The organism is Colwellia aquaemaris (assembly GCF_057548755.1).
Window position 1 is genome coordinate 731,798 of sequence record NZ_BAAJLV010000001.1, and the last position, 18,687, is coordinate 750,484.

Sequence of the window (18,687 nt, forward strand, 5' to 3'; positions counted from 1 at the left end):
AGAGGTTGTCATGAATTTACACACGCCACAAGAGATTATCGACGATATTGCTCAGGGTAAAATGGTTATCTTAATGGATGACGAAGATCGCGAAAATGAAGGTGACTTCATTATGGCGGCAGAAAAAGTGACGCCAGAGGCGATCAACTTTATGGCAACACATGGTCGTGGTCTTATTTGTATGCCGATGTCTGCACAGCGCTGTGAAGCATTAAAATTACCATTGATGGTTGATAAAAATGATGCACAATTTACTACTAACTTTACCGTGTCAATTGAAGCGGCTGAAGGGGTAACAACAGGGATTTCTGCCGCAGATAGAGCGACAACTGTTCTAGCGGCGGTAGCCAAAGATGCCGATCATAACTCTATTGTGCAACCAGGTCATATTTTTCCATTAATTGCTAAAGATGGTGGCGTATTAAACCGTGCTGGTCATACCGAAGCTGGGGTTGATTTAGCGCGTTTAGCTGGGCTGGAAGCTGCAGCTGTTATTGTTGAAATTCTCAATGAAGATGGCACTATGGCGCGTCGTCCGGATTTAGAAATTATTGCAGAAAAGCATGGCGTTAAAATGGGCACTATTGCCGATCTTATCGAATATCGTAATGCTAATGAAACTACCATTGAACGCGTGTCTCAGTGTAAACTGCCAACCGCTTTTGGCGATTTTGATTTAACCGTATTTAAAGACACCATTGATGGTCAAGCGCACTTTGCTTTAACTAAAGGCGATATTAAAGCAGAAGAGCCAACATTAGTGCGTGTACATTTAGAAAATACTTTTAGAGACTTACTGTTCAGCCAGCGTGAAAGTGTCGCTAAATGGCCAATGGCAAATGCTTTGGAAAAAATTGGCAAGGAAGGTGGCGTGTTGGTGCTGTTGGGTAAGCATGAATCGCCAATGGAGCTGATTGCGCAAGTGGAAAAATATGCTAAGTTAGATGCTGGTGAAAGCGTGAAAGAAGTGAAACGCCATGTTGGCTCACGTAATGTTGGTGTTGGCTCGCAAATTTTAGCAAATTTAGGTGTTAGCAAAATGCGTTTGTTAAGCTCACAAACTAAATACCATTCATTGTCTGGTTTTGGCTTAGAAGTCGTTGAATATATTGCTGAATAACGTCGATGATACCTAATAAATAAAAAGGCCGTTTGAATTCATTCAAACGGCCTTTTTACTATTTTAGTATAAATTTTAATGTTCGACTATTGATAGCGCCTTAGGCAATAAACTGGTTTATCTTGGCAATAATTCCTTCGCTATCTAGTCCTAATTCCTGATGAATTTCAGCTTGCGTACCGTGTTTAATAAAGTTATCTGGCAAGCCAATGTTGAGGATTTTCTTCATCATGCCTTGGCTAAGAATATACTCATTTACCCCTGAGCCTGCACCACCTGCTATGGCATTATCTTCAACCGTTACAATACAATCATGTGTAGCACATAAGTCATTGATTAGCGTTTGGTCTAAAGGTTTTACAAAACGCATATCAACCAATGTCGCATCAAGTGTTTCAGCGGCTAAATTTGCTTCTAGTAAAGTCGTACCAAAGTTAAGAATAGCAATTTTACTACTTGTCGTACCGTTGGCTATTTCACGAATACGCTTGCCTTTGCCCACTTCAATGGTTTCATGTATTTCTGGTAAGGTTGCACCATTACCACTACCACGAGGATATCTAACTGCAGCAGGTGCATTTAATTGGTAGCCAGTATTTAGCATTAATTGACATTCGCGTTCATCAGCTGGTGTCATAATGGTCATATTCGGAATACAGCGCATAAAACTTAAATCAAATGAACCTTGATGGGTTGGCCCATCAGCGCCAACTATACCTGCACGATCAATAGCAAATAGTACCGGTAAATTTTGAATGGCAATGTCGTGAATGAGCTGATCATAGCCGCGCTGTAAAAAGCTAGAATAAATTGCCACTACAGGTTTACGTCCGCCAATAGCTAAGCCTGCAGCAAATGTTACGGCATGTTGTTCAGCAATAGCAACATCATAGTATTGCTGAGGAAAACGTTGGCTAAATTCAACCATGCCTGAGCCTTCACGCATTGCTGGAGTGATAGCTGCGAGCTTGCTGTCTTGCTCAGCGGTTTTGCATAACCAGTCTCCGAATATTGCCGAATAAGTGGGTAAACTCGGCGCACTTTTTGGCAGCGTGGTTTCAGTGTGATCAAATTTTGGAACCGCATGGTACTTGATCGGGTCTTGTTCGGCTTGTTGGTAACCTTTGCCCTTTTTAGTGGCAATATGCAGTAATTGCGGACCTTTAAGGTTACGCATATTGGAAATGGTATCGACTAAACCGTCAACATCGTGACCATCAATTGGGCCAATGTAATTAAAGCCAAGTTCTTCGAAGAAGGTGCTGGGTACCACCATGCCTTTGAGGTGTTCTTCGGCGCGACTGGCTAATTCTTTTATCGGTGGAATATTTTTAAGTATGCGCTTACTACCTTCACGAATACCGGTATAAAGGCTTCCTGAAAGCATTTTTGCTAAATGGTTATTAAGAGCACCAACATTTTCTGAAATCGACATTTCGTTGTCGTTTAATATCACCAACATATCTTTATTGATGTCACCAGCGTGATTTAATGCTTCAAAAGCCATACCAGCGGTCATGGCACCATCACCGATAACGGCAACAACTTTACGATTCTTACCTTCTTTTTCTGCCGCAACAGACATACCAAGCGCTGCTGAAATAGAAGTACTTGAATGGCCGACACTTAATACGTCATATTCACTTTCTTCACGCCATGGGAATGGGTGCAAGCCGTCTTTTTGGCGAATTGTATGTAGCTGGTCGCGTCTACCGGTTAGTATTTTATGTGGGTATGCTTGATGACCAACATCCCATATTAAATGATCAAATGGTGTGTTGTAGACGTAATGTAAAGCGACAGTTAATTCAATCGTACCTAAACCTGAAGCAAAATGACCACTGCTTTTACTTACTGAATTTAAAAGGTAACGTCTTAATTCTTCACTGGCTTGCTCTAATTGGTTTTGTTCTAATTTACGTAATTCACCAGGGCTATTAATGTTGGCCAGTAAAGGGTATTCAGTTAGGTTTATAGTCATATTATTCTGTTTAATTTAAAAATTAATGTTTGCGACTGATTATGAAAGTCGCAAAATCGGATAAATTCTGTGTATTGTAGGGCAAAGTGGCTAAAGCTTGAAGTGCTTGTTGATATAAGTTGTCAGCTTTTTCTTGTGCGCCCGTTAAACCGAGTAAGGCTGGGTAGGTACTCTTGTCCGCTTCAAGGTCTGAACCAGCAGGTTTGCCAAGCTCTTCTTCGGTGGAGGTAATATCAATAATATCATCTCGCACTTGATAGGCTAAACCTACTAACTTGGCATATTGAGATAGTTGACCTTTGTCGCTGCTTGTTGCCTTTGTGCTGCATTCTGCGGCCATCATAACTGATGCTTCTAACAAGGCGCCGGTTTTTAATGAATGTAATTTCTCCAACTCTGACAATGAAATTGCCTTACCAGTTGCGGCTAAATCCAATGCTTGGCCACCACACATGCCTTGATAACCGCTGGCATTGACTAAATGCCGTAACAACTCGATACGTTTGGCTCCTACTTCGGAAGTAAATGGGTGGTTAGCAATAATATCAAATGCTAATGTTTGTAAACTATCGCCAGCAAGAATGGCTGTTGCTTCATCAAAGGCTTTATGGCAAGTGGGTTGTCCGCGTCTTAAGTCGTCATCATCCATCGCTGGTAAGTCATCGTGTAATAATGAATACGCGTGAATACACTCTAAAGCTGCGGCAACACCATCAATATCACTTTGTTTTGCATCTAATGCTTCGCCAGTGATATAAGCAAGGTAAGGGCGCATACGTTTGCCACCAATAAGCAAACCATAACGCATGGCGGCTAATAGTTTTTCATCATTAACGGGTAAGTTTTCTAGCTTATGAATTAGGTAGTCGTTAATGCGTGTTTGTACCGCCTCAATATTAGTCAGTTCAGTCACTACTATTGTTCTCTTCATTAATAAATGGTGTTAACTGTGCTTGACCATTTTTCTCTAGCAGAATATTAATTTGTTGCTCAGCACCTTGTAGCTTTTCTTGATTGTGCTGACTTAGACGTAAACCTCTTTCAAATAGGCTCATTGATTCTTCAAGACTGAGATCACCTTGCTCTAAATTTTGCACTATAGTTTCTAATTCTGTTAGCGATTCTTCAAAGCTTAAGTTTTCAATTTTCTTTCTTGCCATGGATTTTTTCAGCGTGATATGAACTCTAGGCGCAAACTTACCTTAGCTGGGGCGCTGGGTCAATTAATGTGATTTATTACGAGGAAAGTAACTATTATTATTTGCTACTTAAGTTATTGACAATATGGGCGATAATAGAGGTATTATCAAAAATATAAGTATTCGCGTAACACCTATTCATCAGGTATTATCAACTTAGCGAGTATATCTTGAGAATTTATCGGAGGCATTTGTGGATTTAGCAACGCTATTGGGAATTGTAGGCGCTATTGGTTTTATTGTGATGGCAATGGTGTTAGGTGGCGACATTAATATGTTTGTCGATACCCAATCTATACTGATTGTATTTTGTGGTTCAATCTTTGTGGTGCTTTCAAATTATAATCTTGGGCAGTTTTTCACCATAGGTAAAATCGCCGGTAAAGCATTTTTGTTTAAAATTGAACAGCCTGATGAATTAATTGAAAAGTCAGTAGAAATGGCTGATGCCGCTCGTAAGGGCGGTTTTTTGGCGTTGGAAGAAGCTGAAATTTCAAATGCCTTTATGCAAAAAGGTGTCGATATGTTGGTTGATGGCCATGACGCAGATGTGGTACGAGGCACCTTGCAAAAAGATATTACCTTAACCAGTGAGCGCCATGAAACAGGCATAGGCATGATGATGGGCTTGGCAGATGTTGCACCCGCAATGGGCATGATAGGTACCTTAATCGGTTTAGTTGCTATGTTATCAAATATGGATGACCCGAAAGCAATTGGCCCGGCAATGGCGGTAGCATTGTTAACTACCTTATACGGCGCCTTCTTAGCGAACGTTATTGCAATCCCAATCGCAAATAAACTTAAGCTTCGTTTAAATGAAGAAAAAATGAATCAGCAATTAATTCTTGATGCCGTACTAGGTATTCAAGATGGCCAAAACCCTCGTGTAATTGAAGGTTTGTTGAAGAACTACCTTGCCGAAAGTAAGCGCACAATTAGTACCACCGAAGAGTAGGGGGATTAATTATGGAAGAAGAATGTAAATGTCCTCCACCGGGGCTACCCGCGTGGATGGGAACATTCGCTGACTTAATGTCGCTGTTAATGTGCTTCTTTGTTTTATTACTGTCTTTCTCCGAAATGGATGTTTTAAAATTTAAGCAAATTGCAGGCTCAATGAAGTTTGCCTTTGGTGTGCAAAATAAAATTGAGGTAAAAGATATTCCTAAGGGAACCAGTATTATTGCCCAGGAGTTTCGTCCTGGTAAGCCAGAGCCGACACCGATAGAAGTTATTCAACAACAGACCATGGAAATGACCCAGCAAATGTTGGAGTTTCAGGCGGGGGATGAAACTTCAGCGGGTGGCCGACAAGAGCAACGGGGTACCGAACGTGGTGGTCAATCGCAAAGCACGGCAGATGAAATGTCAGCACAAGCGATGCAAAAAGCCAAAGATGAATTAGAGCAAGCGTCGCAAGAACAGGTGAATGAACTGGTTAAAAAAATAGCTGACCAGCTTGAGCAGCAAATTCAAGATGGTGCCATTGAGCTAGAGTCATTAGGTCAACAAGTGATTATTCGAATTCGTGAGAATGGTTCATTCCCCTCCGGCTCGGCATTCTTACAACCGCAGTTTAAGCCGATTATGCGCGATATTGGCTTATTGCTAAATACCGTACCAGGGGAGATTATGATTTCGGGTAATACTGATAACCAAGGTATTAATTCTGAGCTATTTACTTCTAACTGGGATTTATCAAGTAAGCGAGCCGTGGCTATTGCGCATGAAATTATTAAAGTGCCAGGATTTGACCAATCACGATTATTAGTTGTTGGTCATGCTGATACTAGGCCACTGGTTCCTAATAATAATCGCTTGAATCGTCGTCGTAATCGCCGCGTAGAAATTGCCATTAATCAAGGTAAAGCGAAAGAAACTGAGCCAGTTTCCATTCGACAAGAGTGATTAGTCGATAACTTAACTATTGAAAAGTAAGGAGTGCGTATGGCGTACTCCTTTTTTTATGGCTGTCGTCAAATTTAGTGTATAATGCGCGCCATTCTAAATATGGGTGTTATTATCGATGAAATTTATTGTTAAGTTACAGGCTGAAATTACCATTAAAAGCCGTCCAGTGCGTAAGCGTTTTACTAAGATTTTAGAGTCAAATGTAAAAAATGTTTTGCGCCGGGTTGATGAAAAAGTCACAACTCGTATGAACTGGGACAATATTGAAGTTAACACCGCTAATAATACGCCAGAAAATCGCTTAAAGTTAATTGAAACCCTAAAGTCTATTCCTGGTATTCCGCAGTTTATTGAAGTACAACAAACAGATTTTTCTGATCTTCATGATATCTACGAAAAAACTTTAGCTGTTCATGCTAAAACGATAGAAAACAAAAGTTTCTGCGTTCGTGTGAAACGTACCGGAAAACACGATTTTAACTCGATAAAAGTGGAACAATACGTTGGTGGAGGTTTAAACCAGCAAGTTGAATCTGCACGCGTTAAGTTATCAAAGCCTGATGTTACCGTACATTTAGAAATAAAAAATGAAAATTTATTTATTGTAACAGAGCGGCATATAGGCATGGGAGGGTTTCCAATTGCCACCCAAGAAGATGTCTTATCTTTAATGTCAGGCGGCTTTGACTCAGGCGTGGCTAGTTATCAGATGATCAAAAAAGGTGCGCGGACTCATTACTGTTTCTTTAATTTAGGTGGCGCTGCACATGAAGTTGGCGTAAAGCAAGTTAGCCATTATTTATGGGATAAGTATGGCGCTTCTCACAAAGTGAAATTTTTTGCCGTTGATTTTGAACCCGTTGTTGCGGAAATTTTAGAAAATATCGAAAACGGTCAAATGGGTGTGGTACTTAAGCGCATGATGATGCGTGCCGCTGCCAAAGTAGCTGACAAAATGGGCATTCAAGCCTTAATTACCGGTGAAGCATTAGGGCAAGTTTCAAGCCAAACCTTAACAAACTTAAATGTGATTGACCGCGTAACAGATACCCTGATTTTAAGACCACTAGCCGCTTACGACAAGCAAGATATTATTGATATTGCACGTAAAATTGGTACTGAAGATTTTGCAAAAACGATCCCTGAATATTGTGGTGTCATCTCGAAAAAACCAACGGTTAAAGCTGTGTTGTCGAAAGTTGAAGCAGAAGAAGCAAATTTCGATTTTTCAATTTTAGATAAAGTGGTTGAAGAAGCGCGTGTTTTCGATATTCGCGATATTGGTAAAGATAGCGAAGAAGAAATTCATGCGATAGATACTTTAGATAATATTCCAGAAAACTCGGTATTGTTAGATATTCGCAGCCCGGAAGAAGAAGACGAAAACCCATTAGAAATTGATGGTGTTGAAATACAGCACTTACCTTTTTATAAGTTAGCAACTCAGTTTGGCGATTTAGATAAATCTAAAGATTATTTACTCTACTGCGATCAAGGGGTGATGAGCAAATTGCAAGCCTTGTATTTAGCAGGTGCTGGCTTCACTAATGTGAAAGTTTATCGCCCATAACTTCACTATCAAGTGTCGTGCTAGAGTAAGTATGTTTATATAGCACAGAGTTTTAGGCCATGGTTAGTCACCATGGCCTTTTGTTTTTAGTGGCTTAAGCTTTTAACTTGCTTAACCATTTGTGCATTATGTTTCGCGTTAAGGTTAAATTTTTTCGCTATGTTAACGACATAGCCATTGATATAATCAATTTCTGTTGCTCGATTATTGTGAATGTCACTGCGCATTGATGAACAGTTAGTTGCGGTGTTTTGTGCTACATCAAGTATAAGAGCCGTTAAGGCTTTAAGGTCAAAATTCACTCCGTCTTGACGCGCTATTAAGATAACTTCTTCAAGTATATTTGTAATTGAAGTGCTGTAATTCTGCGCACAAACCTGACCATTGTCGATATCATATATTGCCGTTAGTGGATTGATCACACAGTTTATCGCCAGCTTTAGCCATTGTTTACTTTTAATATCATCAGTGAAATTACATTTAGGCAATGCCTGCGATAAACAGTTGATTAATTTCTCTTGTGCATTGGCGTTGGCATCGCCTTGAAACAAACCAATATCGTTGTCTCCTAAACCCGTATGTGCAACATGAAAAGGTCGAATTATTTTACTGCCGTGAGTGGTTAATAAGCTATAACAAGGTTGCGATAATTGTCTAAATTGCTTTTTATCCAGCATACCGTTATGGCAAAACACAAGCGAAGTGTTAGCGCTTATATTGTTTTTAATTGCGCTAATAACAGATTCAATACTGTAAGATTTCACACAAATTAATATTATATCGGCGTTAGCCAATGTTTCAGTGCTTGCCAACGCTAATGGCTGTGCAACAGTCATTGCTTTTATATCAGTAAATAAGACTTCGCTCGGAGGTTTGCTAACACGTTTTGAACATAACAAGCGTACTTTGTTTTCGTTTGATTTACTCAGGTGATGGTACCAAAGTAAACCAATAGCACCTTGTCCAACGATAACAATATTCATTGGCGTTAGTTCACACTCGAGCGATTGCGATACATTAGAATTGACCAGCGAATAAGTCCAAATAGCGCAATACCGACCAGATCAGAGAAAAAGTCATTAAATTCGCCACTACGAAAACCTAAATAAAATTGACCAACTTCCGTTAAGGCGCCGTAAAAAGCAACCGTTAGCATAGTATTAAGCAGAGGTAACTTTAAAATACTATGTAACACCCAAGTTAAGCCAAAAAAACTAATAATATGACCTATTGAGTCAATTTGGGTACTTCGAAAAACCAGACGCCTGAATTCATCGGAACTAAAATAGAGCGCGAAAAACATTAACACAAGTGCGGTGAGAATAGATAAGTGATAGCGGCTTTTCATTGAGCGTTTGTTGTCTGCTTTAGCGAGTAAATATAGTCAGCATCATAGCAGGGCTTGCTTATTAACACTATCTATCTTATGTAGAGAATGTGTTTAATTCACTATGGTGAAATATTGGTATTGACTCCATAAATTGATAATATAAAGCTAATTTTTGCAAGACAGAGACTAATTATGCCTTCAATGGATATTGTTTCCGAAATAAATTTGGAAGAAGTAAGAAATGCGACTGATAATGCCACTCGTGAATTAGCGACGCGTTATGACTTTCGCGGCGTAGATGCGAGCTTTACCTGGAAAAGTCCAACAGTGACCATGAAAGGGGATGCCGATGGGCGTTTAAAACAAATGACCGATATGCTACGAGGGCAACTAGCGAAAAGAAATATTGACGCTAAAGCCTTAACTTTAGGTAAAGTTGAAAGTTCAGGCCGAAACTTTAGCCAAGTGGTTACCTTTAAAGAAGGTATTGAGCAACCTGTAGCTAAAAAAATTGTTAAATTAATTAAAGATAGTAAGTTGAAAGTTCAAGCCTCAATTCAGGGCGAGCAAGTGCGAGTTACTGGTAAGAAGCGTGATGATTTACAAGCAGTAATGAAACTAGTGCGAGAAGCAGAATTAGAACAGTCTTTTCAATTCAACAACTTTCGAGATTAATCGTCAATTCTAACTATGGTGTGCGATATTTTTTGAATTATGTAAAAGAGGCAAAGTGCCTCTTTTTTGTTTTTAAAGTGCTGTTATCTCAGTTTTCGCCTTATTTTATGTTTGCCTGTAATTTAACCAGTAACTATATCTTTACGGTTGAAAATTAGTCAAAACCGCTTGTAGAGAAGAATTTTCTCAATAAACGCTGTTTTTTTGCCAGCAGTTTAAGTAGATTAAGCTTCATCCAAATAATAATAAGATGGTTTTAGATGGCTGCTTCTAGAGGTGCGTTTAGTTCACGCATAGGTTTTATCATGGCTGCTGCAGGCTCAGCAGTAGGCTTAGGCAATATATGGGGCTTCCCCACTCAAACAGCGAGTAATGGTGGCGCTGCGTTTGTACTGGTTTATCTTGTGCTGGCGTTTTGTTTGGCATATCCCGCTTTTATGGCGGAACTGCTTATTGGTCGCTATGGTCAAGCGAATGCAGTAACTTCATTACAAAAAATTTCTCGTTCGGTTTTTCATAAGCGCTTTGCCTTTGTTGTTGGCTTTGGTGGCATTATTTGTGCGGCATTAATTTTGAGTTTTTATGGTATTTTAGCTGGCTGGATGATGTCGTACGCAGTTGAACCATTTGCGCGCATGCTGGGTATGAGCTCTGCTGCAGACTGGGTAGTGACGCAATCGTTACAACGAAATTTATTATTCTGTGCATTATTCATGTTTTTAACCATTTTCATCATTCGTCGCGGTGTTGAAGAAGGAATAGAAAAATGGTCGAAGCGTTTGATGCCATTACTTATATTTTTGCTACTTGGGTTAATATCTTATGTAATGACCTTAAAAGGTGCTAGAGAAGGCGTTAATGCTTACTTGAACCCAGATATCAGCCGGGTGTTAGAGCCTGATTTATTGATCAGTGCTTTAGGACAAGCGTTCTTTTCATTGTCGTTAGGTACCAGTGTTATGGTGATTTACGGCTCATATATTTCGAAAAAAGAAAATCTGGTTACTTTGGGCGCACAAGTAACCTTAATTGATGTTTCAATCGCCTTTTTAGCAGGCTTGCTTATTATACCTGCCATGTATGTTGCACAAGCTCAGGGTGTAGCAATTTTTGCGGAAGATGGTAGTTTAATTTCAGGTTCGAGTTTAGTGTTTGCCGTTTTGCCTAGTTTGTTCAACAGCATGGGCAGTATAGGTTTATACGTTGCATTTGCCTTTTTTATTTTAATGTCAGTGGCAGCATTAACATCGTCAATATCTATGTTAGAAGGGCCGGTATCATTTGCGGTTGAACGCCACAATATCGAACGTAAAAAGGTAACCACTTATATTGGCATAGGCATTTTTATTTTAAGCTCGATTATTATTGCTAATATTAGCTTTATGCTTGATTTTGTGGCTATTTTGGCAACTCAGTATGGCCAACCAATTATTGCCATGCTTTGTTGTGTTTTCGTCGGTTGGATATGGTATCGAAATGATATTTTGACTGAGTTAAAGCAAGGTAATGATATGGTTGAACATTCATTATTTTGGAAGATTTGGCCGTTATACACTAAGTTTGTTTGCCCAACAGCAATTGCCATTGTGTTTTGGCACTCGCTTTAATAGGCGGAAATGGTTTTGAATTAAAAGGGCTGCTACTTGCAGCCCTTTTAATTGCAGAACGCATTGAGCTAAATTAGTTTTGTATAAACAGATGCGCTAAATTTTTGGCCACACCTGCTGCCACGGCGGAGTTAGCTCTTCTATAACCGTGGTTGTAGTAATGTCGGTAAATTCTTTCCCTTCAGTTGGCCTTAGGCAGTAGAAATAGCCGTTGCTATTTAGAGTAAATTTTAATGCAAAAGCATGCAAATAGCCTCTGTCAGCATTGTCATGTAAACCATATAGCGGATCGCCAAAAATAGGCACTCCAATACTATTGAGTGCAACACGAATTTGATGGGTTTTACCTGAATGAGGCTTGATTAAATATAACCGTCTTTTTGGCGCGATATAATAAGAGTTAAATTGGCTGATGGCGGGGTTTTCTGTGGAGCGCATTAATTTCCACATACCTCGGCGGCTTTTCTCCATATCCCCTTTAATAAGACCTTGTTTCTTTTTAGGTTTGCCATCAGCGATAGCTAAATAATATTTTTCGACTTGATGCTGCTCAAACAAAACTTGAAATGCTTGTGCCGCATTGATGTTTTTAGCAAAAATAATTAAGCCTGATGTCATCTTATCGAGCCGGTGAACCGGATAAATTTCATCAATTCCAAGCTGTTCAAAAGCAAACTTTTTTACTTGTGAATAAAAGCCCAACCCAATGTTTTCTTCATCATGAAAATTACAACCTGCTGGTTTATCAGCAATTAAAAAATCATCTTGCTCGTCAATAATGTTGATGGTTTTGTTAGTCATTACAAACTTAGGCCAATCAAGATGTAAGCAAACATGGTTAATACAGCTCCAACTATAGCGTATGGTAATTGAGTTTTCACATGTTTGAAATGATCACAGCCGCTAGCAAGTGATGCGACAACTGTGGTATCAGAAATTGGTGAAGCATGATCACCAAATATACCGCCACCTAACACTGCTGCGACTAGAAATTCAACAGGTAAGCCACTTTGCTGAGCAATGGGGACTGCAATAGGGATTAGAATGGCAAACGTGCCCCAAGATGTGCCTGTTGCAAATGCCATAATTGCGGCGGCGGTAAATAGAATTGGCGCCATTAAAAAGAGTGGTACTTCAACGTTAATTAATTGGCTAACGTACAGTCCAGTACCGAGTGCTTTTATGGCATCGCCGAAAGCAAACGATAATACCAATATCGCAACAACGGGTGACATGTGTTTAATGCCAGCAAAAGCGGCTTTAAATATACTGTTAAATGACATTAGCTTATGTGCAGTTATTAATATCACTAACAGGGTTAATGCGGCGATTACAGACCAGAATACAGAGAAGGCCCCTGAGCCACGACGAATGTCACCTTCACCAGTAAACCAGAGTAAAACAAAAGTGCAGACCAATAACGTTATCATAGGTAACCACATGATTTTGGCAGGCGACACCTGAGTTACTTCTGCTTTGTTCTCAGTTTTAATAAGCGACTCAGCATGCCTCATTGGGCCGAAAACTTTACCACTAAAAGCGGTGTAATATGCCATTACAACTGCAATAATCGCGTAAATATTATAACCAATAGTCCCTATAAGTATGCCGACAGGATCATCAAAAGAATAGCCATCGAGCAATCCTAATACATAGGCGCCCCAACCATTAACTAAAAATAAAATACTGACCGGCGCACAGGTGGAATCAACTAGGTATGCAAGGCGCGCACGACTCAGGTTATGGTGATCAAATAGCTTTTGGCTAGCCATGCCTGCGGTAAACATGCTGAGATTGGTATCTGTAAAAATGGTTGTGCCAATCACGGTTGGCAACATACTCGCTTGACGGCTATTTTTAACCAAATTAATTGACGCTAAATGGTTAATAAAGCCATTTACTGCGCCAGATTGATTCATCAAAGTGACAAGAGCACCAATAAGCAAACTAAAACTAATGATATAAACATTACCCAGAGAAGAAAATACCTCAGTAATGCCAAAAAACGTGCCGGTTAAACCTGCAATTGGGCTGCCGTTAACAATCATTAGATGACAAAGTATGACACCGCAAAATAATGCAAATAGCGCGTTTTTTCGCCAAATTGCGATAATGATGGCAACAAGCGGGGGAAGTAAACTAAAAATGCTGTCTTGCATGGCAAACCTTTATTATTATTTTTCGCTCACTTTACCGTAAGCTAAGTTAATAAGAAACTGAATTTACCCATATGAAACAAGATGGCTAAAGTGTAGAAATATTTATGGATTTAATCAGGTCTTAATTTAATTGCTTGTTATTATACTAATAAAAATAAGCTTAAGACTATGTTGTTAATAAAGGCTTATAAAGTGAGTTTTTGCTTTTAGAAATGTTTGCTTATACTTTATTTGTTTGACCTAGCGCATAATTACATAATAATAAATGACTGTAGGCATTGAAAATTTACGTTTCACCCTTAAATAGCTCTTACTTACTGGCGTATCGCATCAGGAATTATTTTGACATTATCATTAAACGAATATATCACAGCACTTGGCAATGAAAGCCATTTCGCATCTTTAAGTAAAATTGGCCGTGGTATTGAACGTGAAGCATTGAGAGTTTTGCCTCAAGGTCGCTTGTCTGAGCGTACGCACAGTGAAAAGTTAGGTTCGGCGCTAACACACCCGAATATCACCACAGACTATTCTGAAACCTTGTTGGAATTTATAACTCCGGTTAGCCATAAGCCTGAGGTGGCAATAGCACAACTTGAAGATGTGCAAAAATATACTCTCAGTCAGCTTGATGGTGAAGTACTGTGGCCAATGAGTATGCCTTGCTTTGTTGAAGATGATAAAAAAATTCCTTTAGCCCAGTATGGCAGCTCTAATATTGGCAAAATGAAAACTGTTTATCGCCAAGGTTTAAAAAATCGCTATGGCAGTATGATGCAGGTGATTTCGGGTATTCATTTTAATTTCTCCTTTCCTAAAAGCTTTTGGCTATCTTTGCAAAGTATTGAGAAAAGTACGACACCACTTGATGATTATATTTCAGAGAAGTATTTTGCGCTATTGAGAAACTATAAACGCTTTTGTTGGTTAATTCCGTACTTGTACGGCAGCTCTCCTGCCATTTGTGGTTCATTTTTACAAAATAAAGTAACCAATTTACCATTTAAAAAAACTGAAAAAGGTTATATGTACCTTGAATATGCGACTTCGTTAAGAATGAGTGATTTAGGCTACACCAATAGCGAGCAGTCATCACTGCAGATTTGTTATAACAACTTAACTGGCTATTTAGACGGTGTTAAAGATGCCATCAATTTACCATCTAAAAAGTTTGCTGAAATAGGTATTAAGGTTGATGGCAAATATCAGCAACTTAATAGTAATGTATTGCAAATTGAAAATGAGTTGTATGCGCCAGTTAGGCCAAAATGTGTTGCGAAATCAAACGAAAAGCCATCGGAAGCTTTAAAGAATAGAGGTGTGGAATACATTGAAGTTAGAGCTTTAGATGTTAATCCATTTTCCGCAACAGGGATCAGTGTCGAACAAATTCGCTTTTTAGATATTTTTCTTACATTTTGCTTGCTTGAAAACAGTCCTGAATTAACGTGTAGCGAACAAGGCGCATGCGAAAAAAATATGGATGCGGTTGTTGTACAAGGCCGAGACCCTGCATTATTACTAAACGACAATGGTGATGAAAAATCAATTCCACTATGGGGTAATGAAATCTTCACTAAGTTGGTTGGTATCGCGACTTTGCTTGACCAGGCAAATGACAGCGACTTATACCAAAAGGCTTTAGTAACCGAAGCTGAAAAAATTAATAATGCTGGCCTAACTCCTTCAGCACAAATATTAGCGAAAGTTGTTAATGAAAATCAGTCATTAACAAAAATGGCTTTAACCAATGCTAGTCAGTATAAAGAAGGTTTATTAGCCAAAGAATATCAAGAATTTGATGAACAATACTTTGCTAACACCGTTAGTGAATCTTTATTGAAGCAAGCTGAAATAGAGGCTGCAGATAATGTAGATTTTGATACTTTTATTAGAGATTATTTTTCGTAGCCAACTATGGGCTAGATTTATTATTTGCAGCAGCTTGTTTTAAGCTTGCAAATATAACAAACAAAAAAAAGCGCGTTAGGGCAACGCGCTGCAAATAATAAGAAAGCAGTCCAGGGAGGTTTTGCTTTCAATACATTTGACAAGGTAAATTTCCGATAGTTCATTTTTTGTTCGATTTAATTTGTGTAAATTTAAATTATTTAAAAAATATAATTTAAACAATGAATTAGGCCGTAGTTTTGTTCTTATATTTCATTGAAAAAATGCCTGTATAAAATTAATTTTAAATTTTGAGTAAAAAAAAGCACATTTATTAAGAAATAAATGTGCGGTATAACAAAACACTCAAGGGGAATAACTCTCTCAATTACTATGAGCCTGTAAAGTTGAAATGGTTCAAAAAATTTAAATTTAATTATTTTCAGTGTTAAAAACTGCTCAGAACAATGTAACTTTTGCTTAACCATAAATATCAATACGCTACAGATATTTTTATTAAAGTGTAAAAAATTGCGACATTTATCTGAAAACCTTAAATTATTCTGGCATGATATTGTTATTAAAAACTAACGTTCTGTTTTCATGAATTTTTATAAAACACTTCTGACTTCAATTCTTACTTGTTTAATGCTATCGAGTTGTGCGACAAGTCCGCCTAAAAACCCCGAAAACTTATGTGAAATATTTAGAGAACATCGTGATTGGTACTTTGCCGCAAAAGATGCCCGAGAGCGCTGGGGTGTGCCAATTCATGTTCCCATGAGTATGATGTATCAAGAAAGCTCGTTTAAGGCTGATGCATTACCGCCAAGAGACTATTTACTCGGTTTTATTCCTTGGGGAAGAGTTAGCACCGCCTATGGTTATTCACAAGCGAAAACTATGACTTGGGATGACTATGTGCGAGAGACAGATAATTCTGGCGCTGATCGTGATGATTTTGAAGATGCTATCGACTTTATGGGCTGGTTTATTTTTAAAACTCAGAAGATAAATAAAATCTCTAAATGGGACGCTTATAGCCAGTACTTAAATTACCACGAAGGTTGGGGTGGTTTTAAGCGTAAAACTTATAAAAAGAAGGCCTGGTTAGTAAAAGTTGCTCGTAAAGTTGATAATCGAGCCAAACGTTATGGTAGTCAACTAAAAAGCTGTGAAAAAGAGCTGAACCATGGCTGGTTGTGGCGCTTGTTCTTTGGTGATTAAATTGCTTGCAAGGTGTCGCAAGGATGATTGTCGACACCTTATAGCTATTTCTATTCTTTAAAGTTCTTACCCCGTTTAAAAGTCATACTGCTTGAGATTGAAGTTTAACGTGAACAATTTTCTGTTAACGTTGACTACTATTCTCATCGTAATGGCGGTTTTCATTTCTTGCATATAATTCACTGCATACATCTTGCCATGTAAGCAAAATTTTGTATTATTTTTCAACGATTCTAGGTGTAATACGGGCTAGAAAATAGCCAAAATAATATTTAAAAAAAACTTCAATTTTTTGCTAAAAATTGTTTGCAAAACACAAAGCCTAATACGCATAGGGCTTGCATTTGTTATCCACAGAAATTGTGGAAACTTGATCCTTAGATCTAAACCTGTGTATAACTTTGTTATTAACTTTCAATGATTAATGTTCTATCCACAAATTAGCGATATTTGGTCAACTTTTTATAACTAAGTTGCTGAAATAGGTGAATCTGTAAATTTATTTCGCTTAAGCTGGCGAAAAATCCCCCTTTAGCTTGGTAATTTTCATGAGATTGACAATGGATCGTTAAATGTTTTTGCAAAGAAGTAGAGTGATCTAAAGTAGCGGAACTCATTATTAAAAGGTATGTAAATGTGAATTTATTGCGATAAAAAAGCACTAGCTTTAACTATAGGCTAGCGCTTAACAAAGATAACACGTAATGCTTGAACTTTTTGGTGATTAGTCTTCGCTAGTTTCACCGTCATAAAAATCGGGTAAGATCCTTACCGTCTTGATCATATTATCTTTTACTTCAATGATCTCTAATGGGTAGCCAGATATTCGAACGCTTAAATTGGCTTCTGGAATATCTTCTAAATATTCTAAAATCAAGCCGTTGATTGTTTTTGGCCCATCGGTTGGAAAACTCCAGGTCATCTCTTTGTTTATATCACGCACTGTCGCGCTGCCATCTACCAAATAGCTGCCATCAGGCTGTATATTAACTTCATCACTTGTTGTTGGCGTCATTGTGGTGGTGAAATCACCGACAATTTCTTCAAGAATGTCTTCTAGTGTCACTAGGCCTTGAATATCACCATATTCATCAACAACAAGCCCTAAGCGCTCTTTTGCTCGTTGAAATTTAAGTAATTGAACATTGAGCGGTGTGCCTTCAGGTATGAAATAAAGCTCACGTACCGCGCGTAACAACGTCGCTTTAGTAAATTGACTTTTAGACACTAATCTTAGGGCATCACGCATGTGCACATAACCTACAACATCATCAATATTGTCCCTATATAACAAAACACGAGTGTGATTTGATTGTGTCAGCTGTTTTTGAATACGCTTCCAATCTTCATTGATATCAATACCAACCAATTCATTGCGTGGGATCATAATGTCTTCAACAGTAACTTTTTCCAAATCTAAGATACTTACCAGCATATCTTGATCTTGAGATTTGAGCATGGCGCCAGATTCATTTACCACAGTTCGTAATTCTTCCGAGCTTAAGCTGTGCTGTTCACGCTGCTCAGAACTAATGCCTAACATCGCCAGTATGCCATTAGTGATCCAATTAACCGCAATAACAAGCGGAAATAGTACCTTAAGTAATAGTGATAAAATTACTGAGCTTGGAAATGCGACTTTCTCTGGATATAACGCCGCTAAAGTTTTAGGGGTAACTTCAGCAAATATTAAAATGACTAAGGTTAAAATAATAGTTGCTGCTAAAACACCATAGACATCGCCAAGAAAACGAATACCAATAATTGTCGCGATAGCCGATGCCGCAATATTAACCAGGTTATTGCCAATAAGAATTAGACCTATCAAACGATCTGGGCGTTTTAAGAGTTGGCTAACACGTTTAGCCGAACGATGGTTCTGTTTTTCTAAATGTTTTAATCGATAACGATTAATAGACATCATGCCAGTTTCAGAGCCAGAAAAATAAGCAGATATGAAAATAAGTATGCCAAGAATGACAAATAGCATATCTGTTGAGATATTATCCAAAAAG

At 38.5% G+C, this 18,687-nt stretch carries 16 protein-coding genes; 8 read left to right on the forward strand and 8 right to left on the reverse strand.

Annotated elements, in window-relative coordinates; genetic code table 11:
* Window positions 1–10: 10 nt before the first annotated feature.
* Window positions 11–1,120, forward strand: coding sequence for a bifunctional 3,4-dihydroxy-2-butanone-4-phosphate synthase/GTP cyclohydrolase II (gene ribBA, locus AC27HL_RS03235; RefSeq protein WP_487078928.1), 1,110 nt, complete (start codon window positions 11–13; stop codon window positions 1,118–1,120).
* Between the two features lie 100 nt (window positions 1,121–1,220).
* On the opposite strand, the gene dxs is transcribed toward ribBA, so the two are convergent.
* From dxs to xseB, 3 genes are read right to left on the reverse strand one after another with little or no spacing between them, the layout of a single operon-like run.
* Window positions 1,221–3,101 carry a 1-deoxy-D-xylulose-5-phosphate synthase gene (gene dxs, locus AC27HL_RS03240; RefSeq protein ID WP_487078929.1) on the reverse strand — a complete coding sequence of 627 codons (1,881 nt, stop codon included), beginning with the start codon at window positions 3,099–3,101 and terminating at the stop codon, window positions 1,221–1,223.
* Window positions 3,102–3,123: 22 nt separating this feature from the next.
* A complete protein-coding gene (gene ispA, locus AC27HL_RS03245; RefSeq protein ID WP_487078930.1) occupies window positions 3,124–4,014 on the reverse strand; it encodes a (2E,6E)-farnesyl diphosphate synthase in 891 nt (296 codons plus the stop codon).
* The gene (xseB, locus tag AC27HL_RS03250; RefSeq protein WP_487078931.1) at window positions 4,007–4,261 is read right to left on the reverse strand and encodes an exodeoxyribonuclease VII small subunit; all 255 of its coding nucleotides are present in this window, start codon (window positions 4,259–4,261) and stop codon (window positions 4,007–4,009) included. The genes ispA and xseB overlap by 8 nt, the downstream gene beginning before the upstream one ends.
* 232 nt (window positions 4,262–4,493) lie before the next feature.
* Here xseB and pomA point away from each other — a divergent pair, with 232 nt between their 5' ends.
* From pomA to thiI, 3 genes are all read left to right on the forward strand, one after another.
* Window positions 4,494–5,258 (forward strand): flagellar motor protein PomA, encoded by a 765-nt coding sequence (gene pomA / locus AC27HL_RS03255; RefSeq protein WP_487078932.1) that lies wholly within the window; start codon window positions 4,494–4,496, stop codon window positions 5,256–5,258.
* Between the two features lie 8 nt (window positions 5,259–5,266).
* On the forward strand, window positions 5,267–6,211 hold the full coding sequence (locus tag AC27HL_RS03260; protein ID WP_487079891.1) for a flagellar motor protein MotB: 945 nt from the start codon (window positions 5,267–5,269) through the stop codon (window positions 6,209–6,211).
* Between the two features lie 118 nt (window positions 6,212–6,329).
* Window positions 6,330–7,784, forward strand: a complete 1,455-nt coding sequence (thiI, locus tag AC27HL_RS03265) for a tRNA uracil 4-sulfurtransferase ThiI (RefSeq protein ID WP_487078933.1) — start codon at window positions 6,330–6,332, stop codon at window positions 7,782–7,784.
* 86 nt (window positions 7,785–7,870) lie between these two features.
* Here thiI and AC27HL_RS03270 read toward each other — a convergent pair whose 3' ends face one another.
* Both AC27HL_RS03270 and AC27HL_RS03275 read right to left on the reverse strand, forming a co-directional pair.
* The gene (locus tag AC27HL_RS03270; protein ID WP_487078934.1) at window positions 7,871–8,767 is read right to left on the reverse strand and encodes a ketopantoate reductase family protein; all 897 of its coding nucleotides are present in this window, start codon (window positions 8,765–8,767) and stop codon (window positions 7,871–7,873) included.
* A 5-nt stretch (window positions 8,768–8,772) separates the two neighbouring features.
* Window positions 8,773–9,132 carry a VanZ family protein gene (locus tag AC27HL_RS03275; protein WP_487078935.1) on the reverse strand — a complete coding sequence of 120 codons (360 nt, stop codon included), beginning with the start codon at window positions 9,130–9,132 and terminating at the stop codon, window positions 8,773–8,775.
* A 174-nt stretch (window positions 9,133–9,306) separates the two neighbouring features.
* On the opposite strand from AC27HL_RS03275, the gene AC27HL_RS03280 reads away from it, so the two are divergent.
* Both AC27HL_RS03280 and AC27HL_RS03285 read left to right on the forward strand, forming a co-directional pair.
* The gene (locus tag AC27HL_RS03280) at window positions 9,307–9,789 is read left to right on the forward strand and encodes a YajQ family cyclic di-GMP-binding protein (RefSeq protein ID WP_487078936.1); all 483 of its coding nucleotides are present in this window, start codon (window positions 9,307–9,309) and stop codon (window positions 9,787–9,789) included.
* Between the two features lie 260 nt (window positions 9,790–10,049).
* Window positions 10,050–11,396 (forward strand): sodium-dependent transporter, encoded by a 1,347-nt coding sequence (locus AC27HL_RS03285; protein ID WP_487078937.1) that lies wholly within the window; start codon window positions 10,050–10,052, stop codon window positions 11,394–11,396.
* 96 nt (window positions 11,397–11,492) lie between these two features.
* On the opposite strand, the gene AC27HL_RS03290 is transcribed toward AC27HL_RS03285, so the two are convergent.
* Window positions 11,493–12,197, reverse strand: coding sequence for a TIGR01621 family pseudouridine synthase (locus AC27HL_RS03290; protein ID WP_487078938.1), 705 nt, complete (start codon window positions 12,195–12,197; stop codon window positions 11,493–11,495).
* Entirely contained in the window at window positions 12,197–13,555 is a 1,359-nt protein-coding gene (locus AC27HL_RS03295; RefSeq protein ID WP_487078939.1) for a Na+/H+ antiporter NhaC family protein, read from the reverse strand. The genes AC27HL_RS03290 and AC27HL_RS03295 overlap by 1 nt, the downstream gene beginning before the upstream one ends.
* A gap of 342 nt (window positions 13,556–13,897) precedes the next feature.
* Here AC27HL_RS03295 and gshA point away from each other — a divergent pair, with 342 nt between their 5' ends.
* Together gshA and AC27HL_RS03305 are read left to right on the forward strand one after the other, a co-directional pair.
* Window positions 13,898–15,466, forward strand: a complete 1,569-nt coding sequence (gene gshA, locus AC27HL_RS03300; protein ID WP_487078940.1) for a glutamate--cysteine ligase — start codon at window positions 13,898–13,900, stop codon at window positions 15,464–15,466.
* A gap of 582 nt (window positions 15,467–16,048) precedes the next feature.
* Entirely contained in the window at window positions 16,049–16,672 is a 624-nt protein-coding gene (locus tag AC27HL_RS03305) for a transglycosylase SLT domain-containing protein (RefSeq protein ID WP_487078941.1), read from the forward strand.
* A 724-nt stretch (window positions 16,673–17,396) separates the two neighbouring features.
* On the opposite strand, the gene AC27HL_RS03310 is transcribed toward AC27HL_RS03305, so the two are convergent.
* Window positions 17,397–18,683: an HlyC/CorC family transporter gene (locus AC27HL_RS03310; RefSeq protein WP_487078942.1), complete on the reverse strand. Its 1,287-nt coding sequence runs from the start codon at window positions 18,681–18,683 to the stop codon at window positions 17,397–17,399.
* Between the last annotated feature and the right edge of the window lie 4 nt (window positions 18,684–18,687).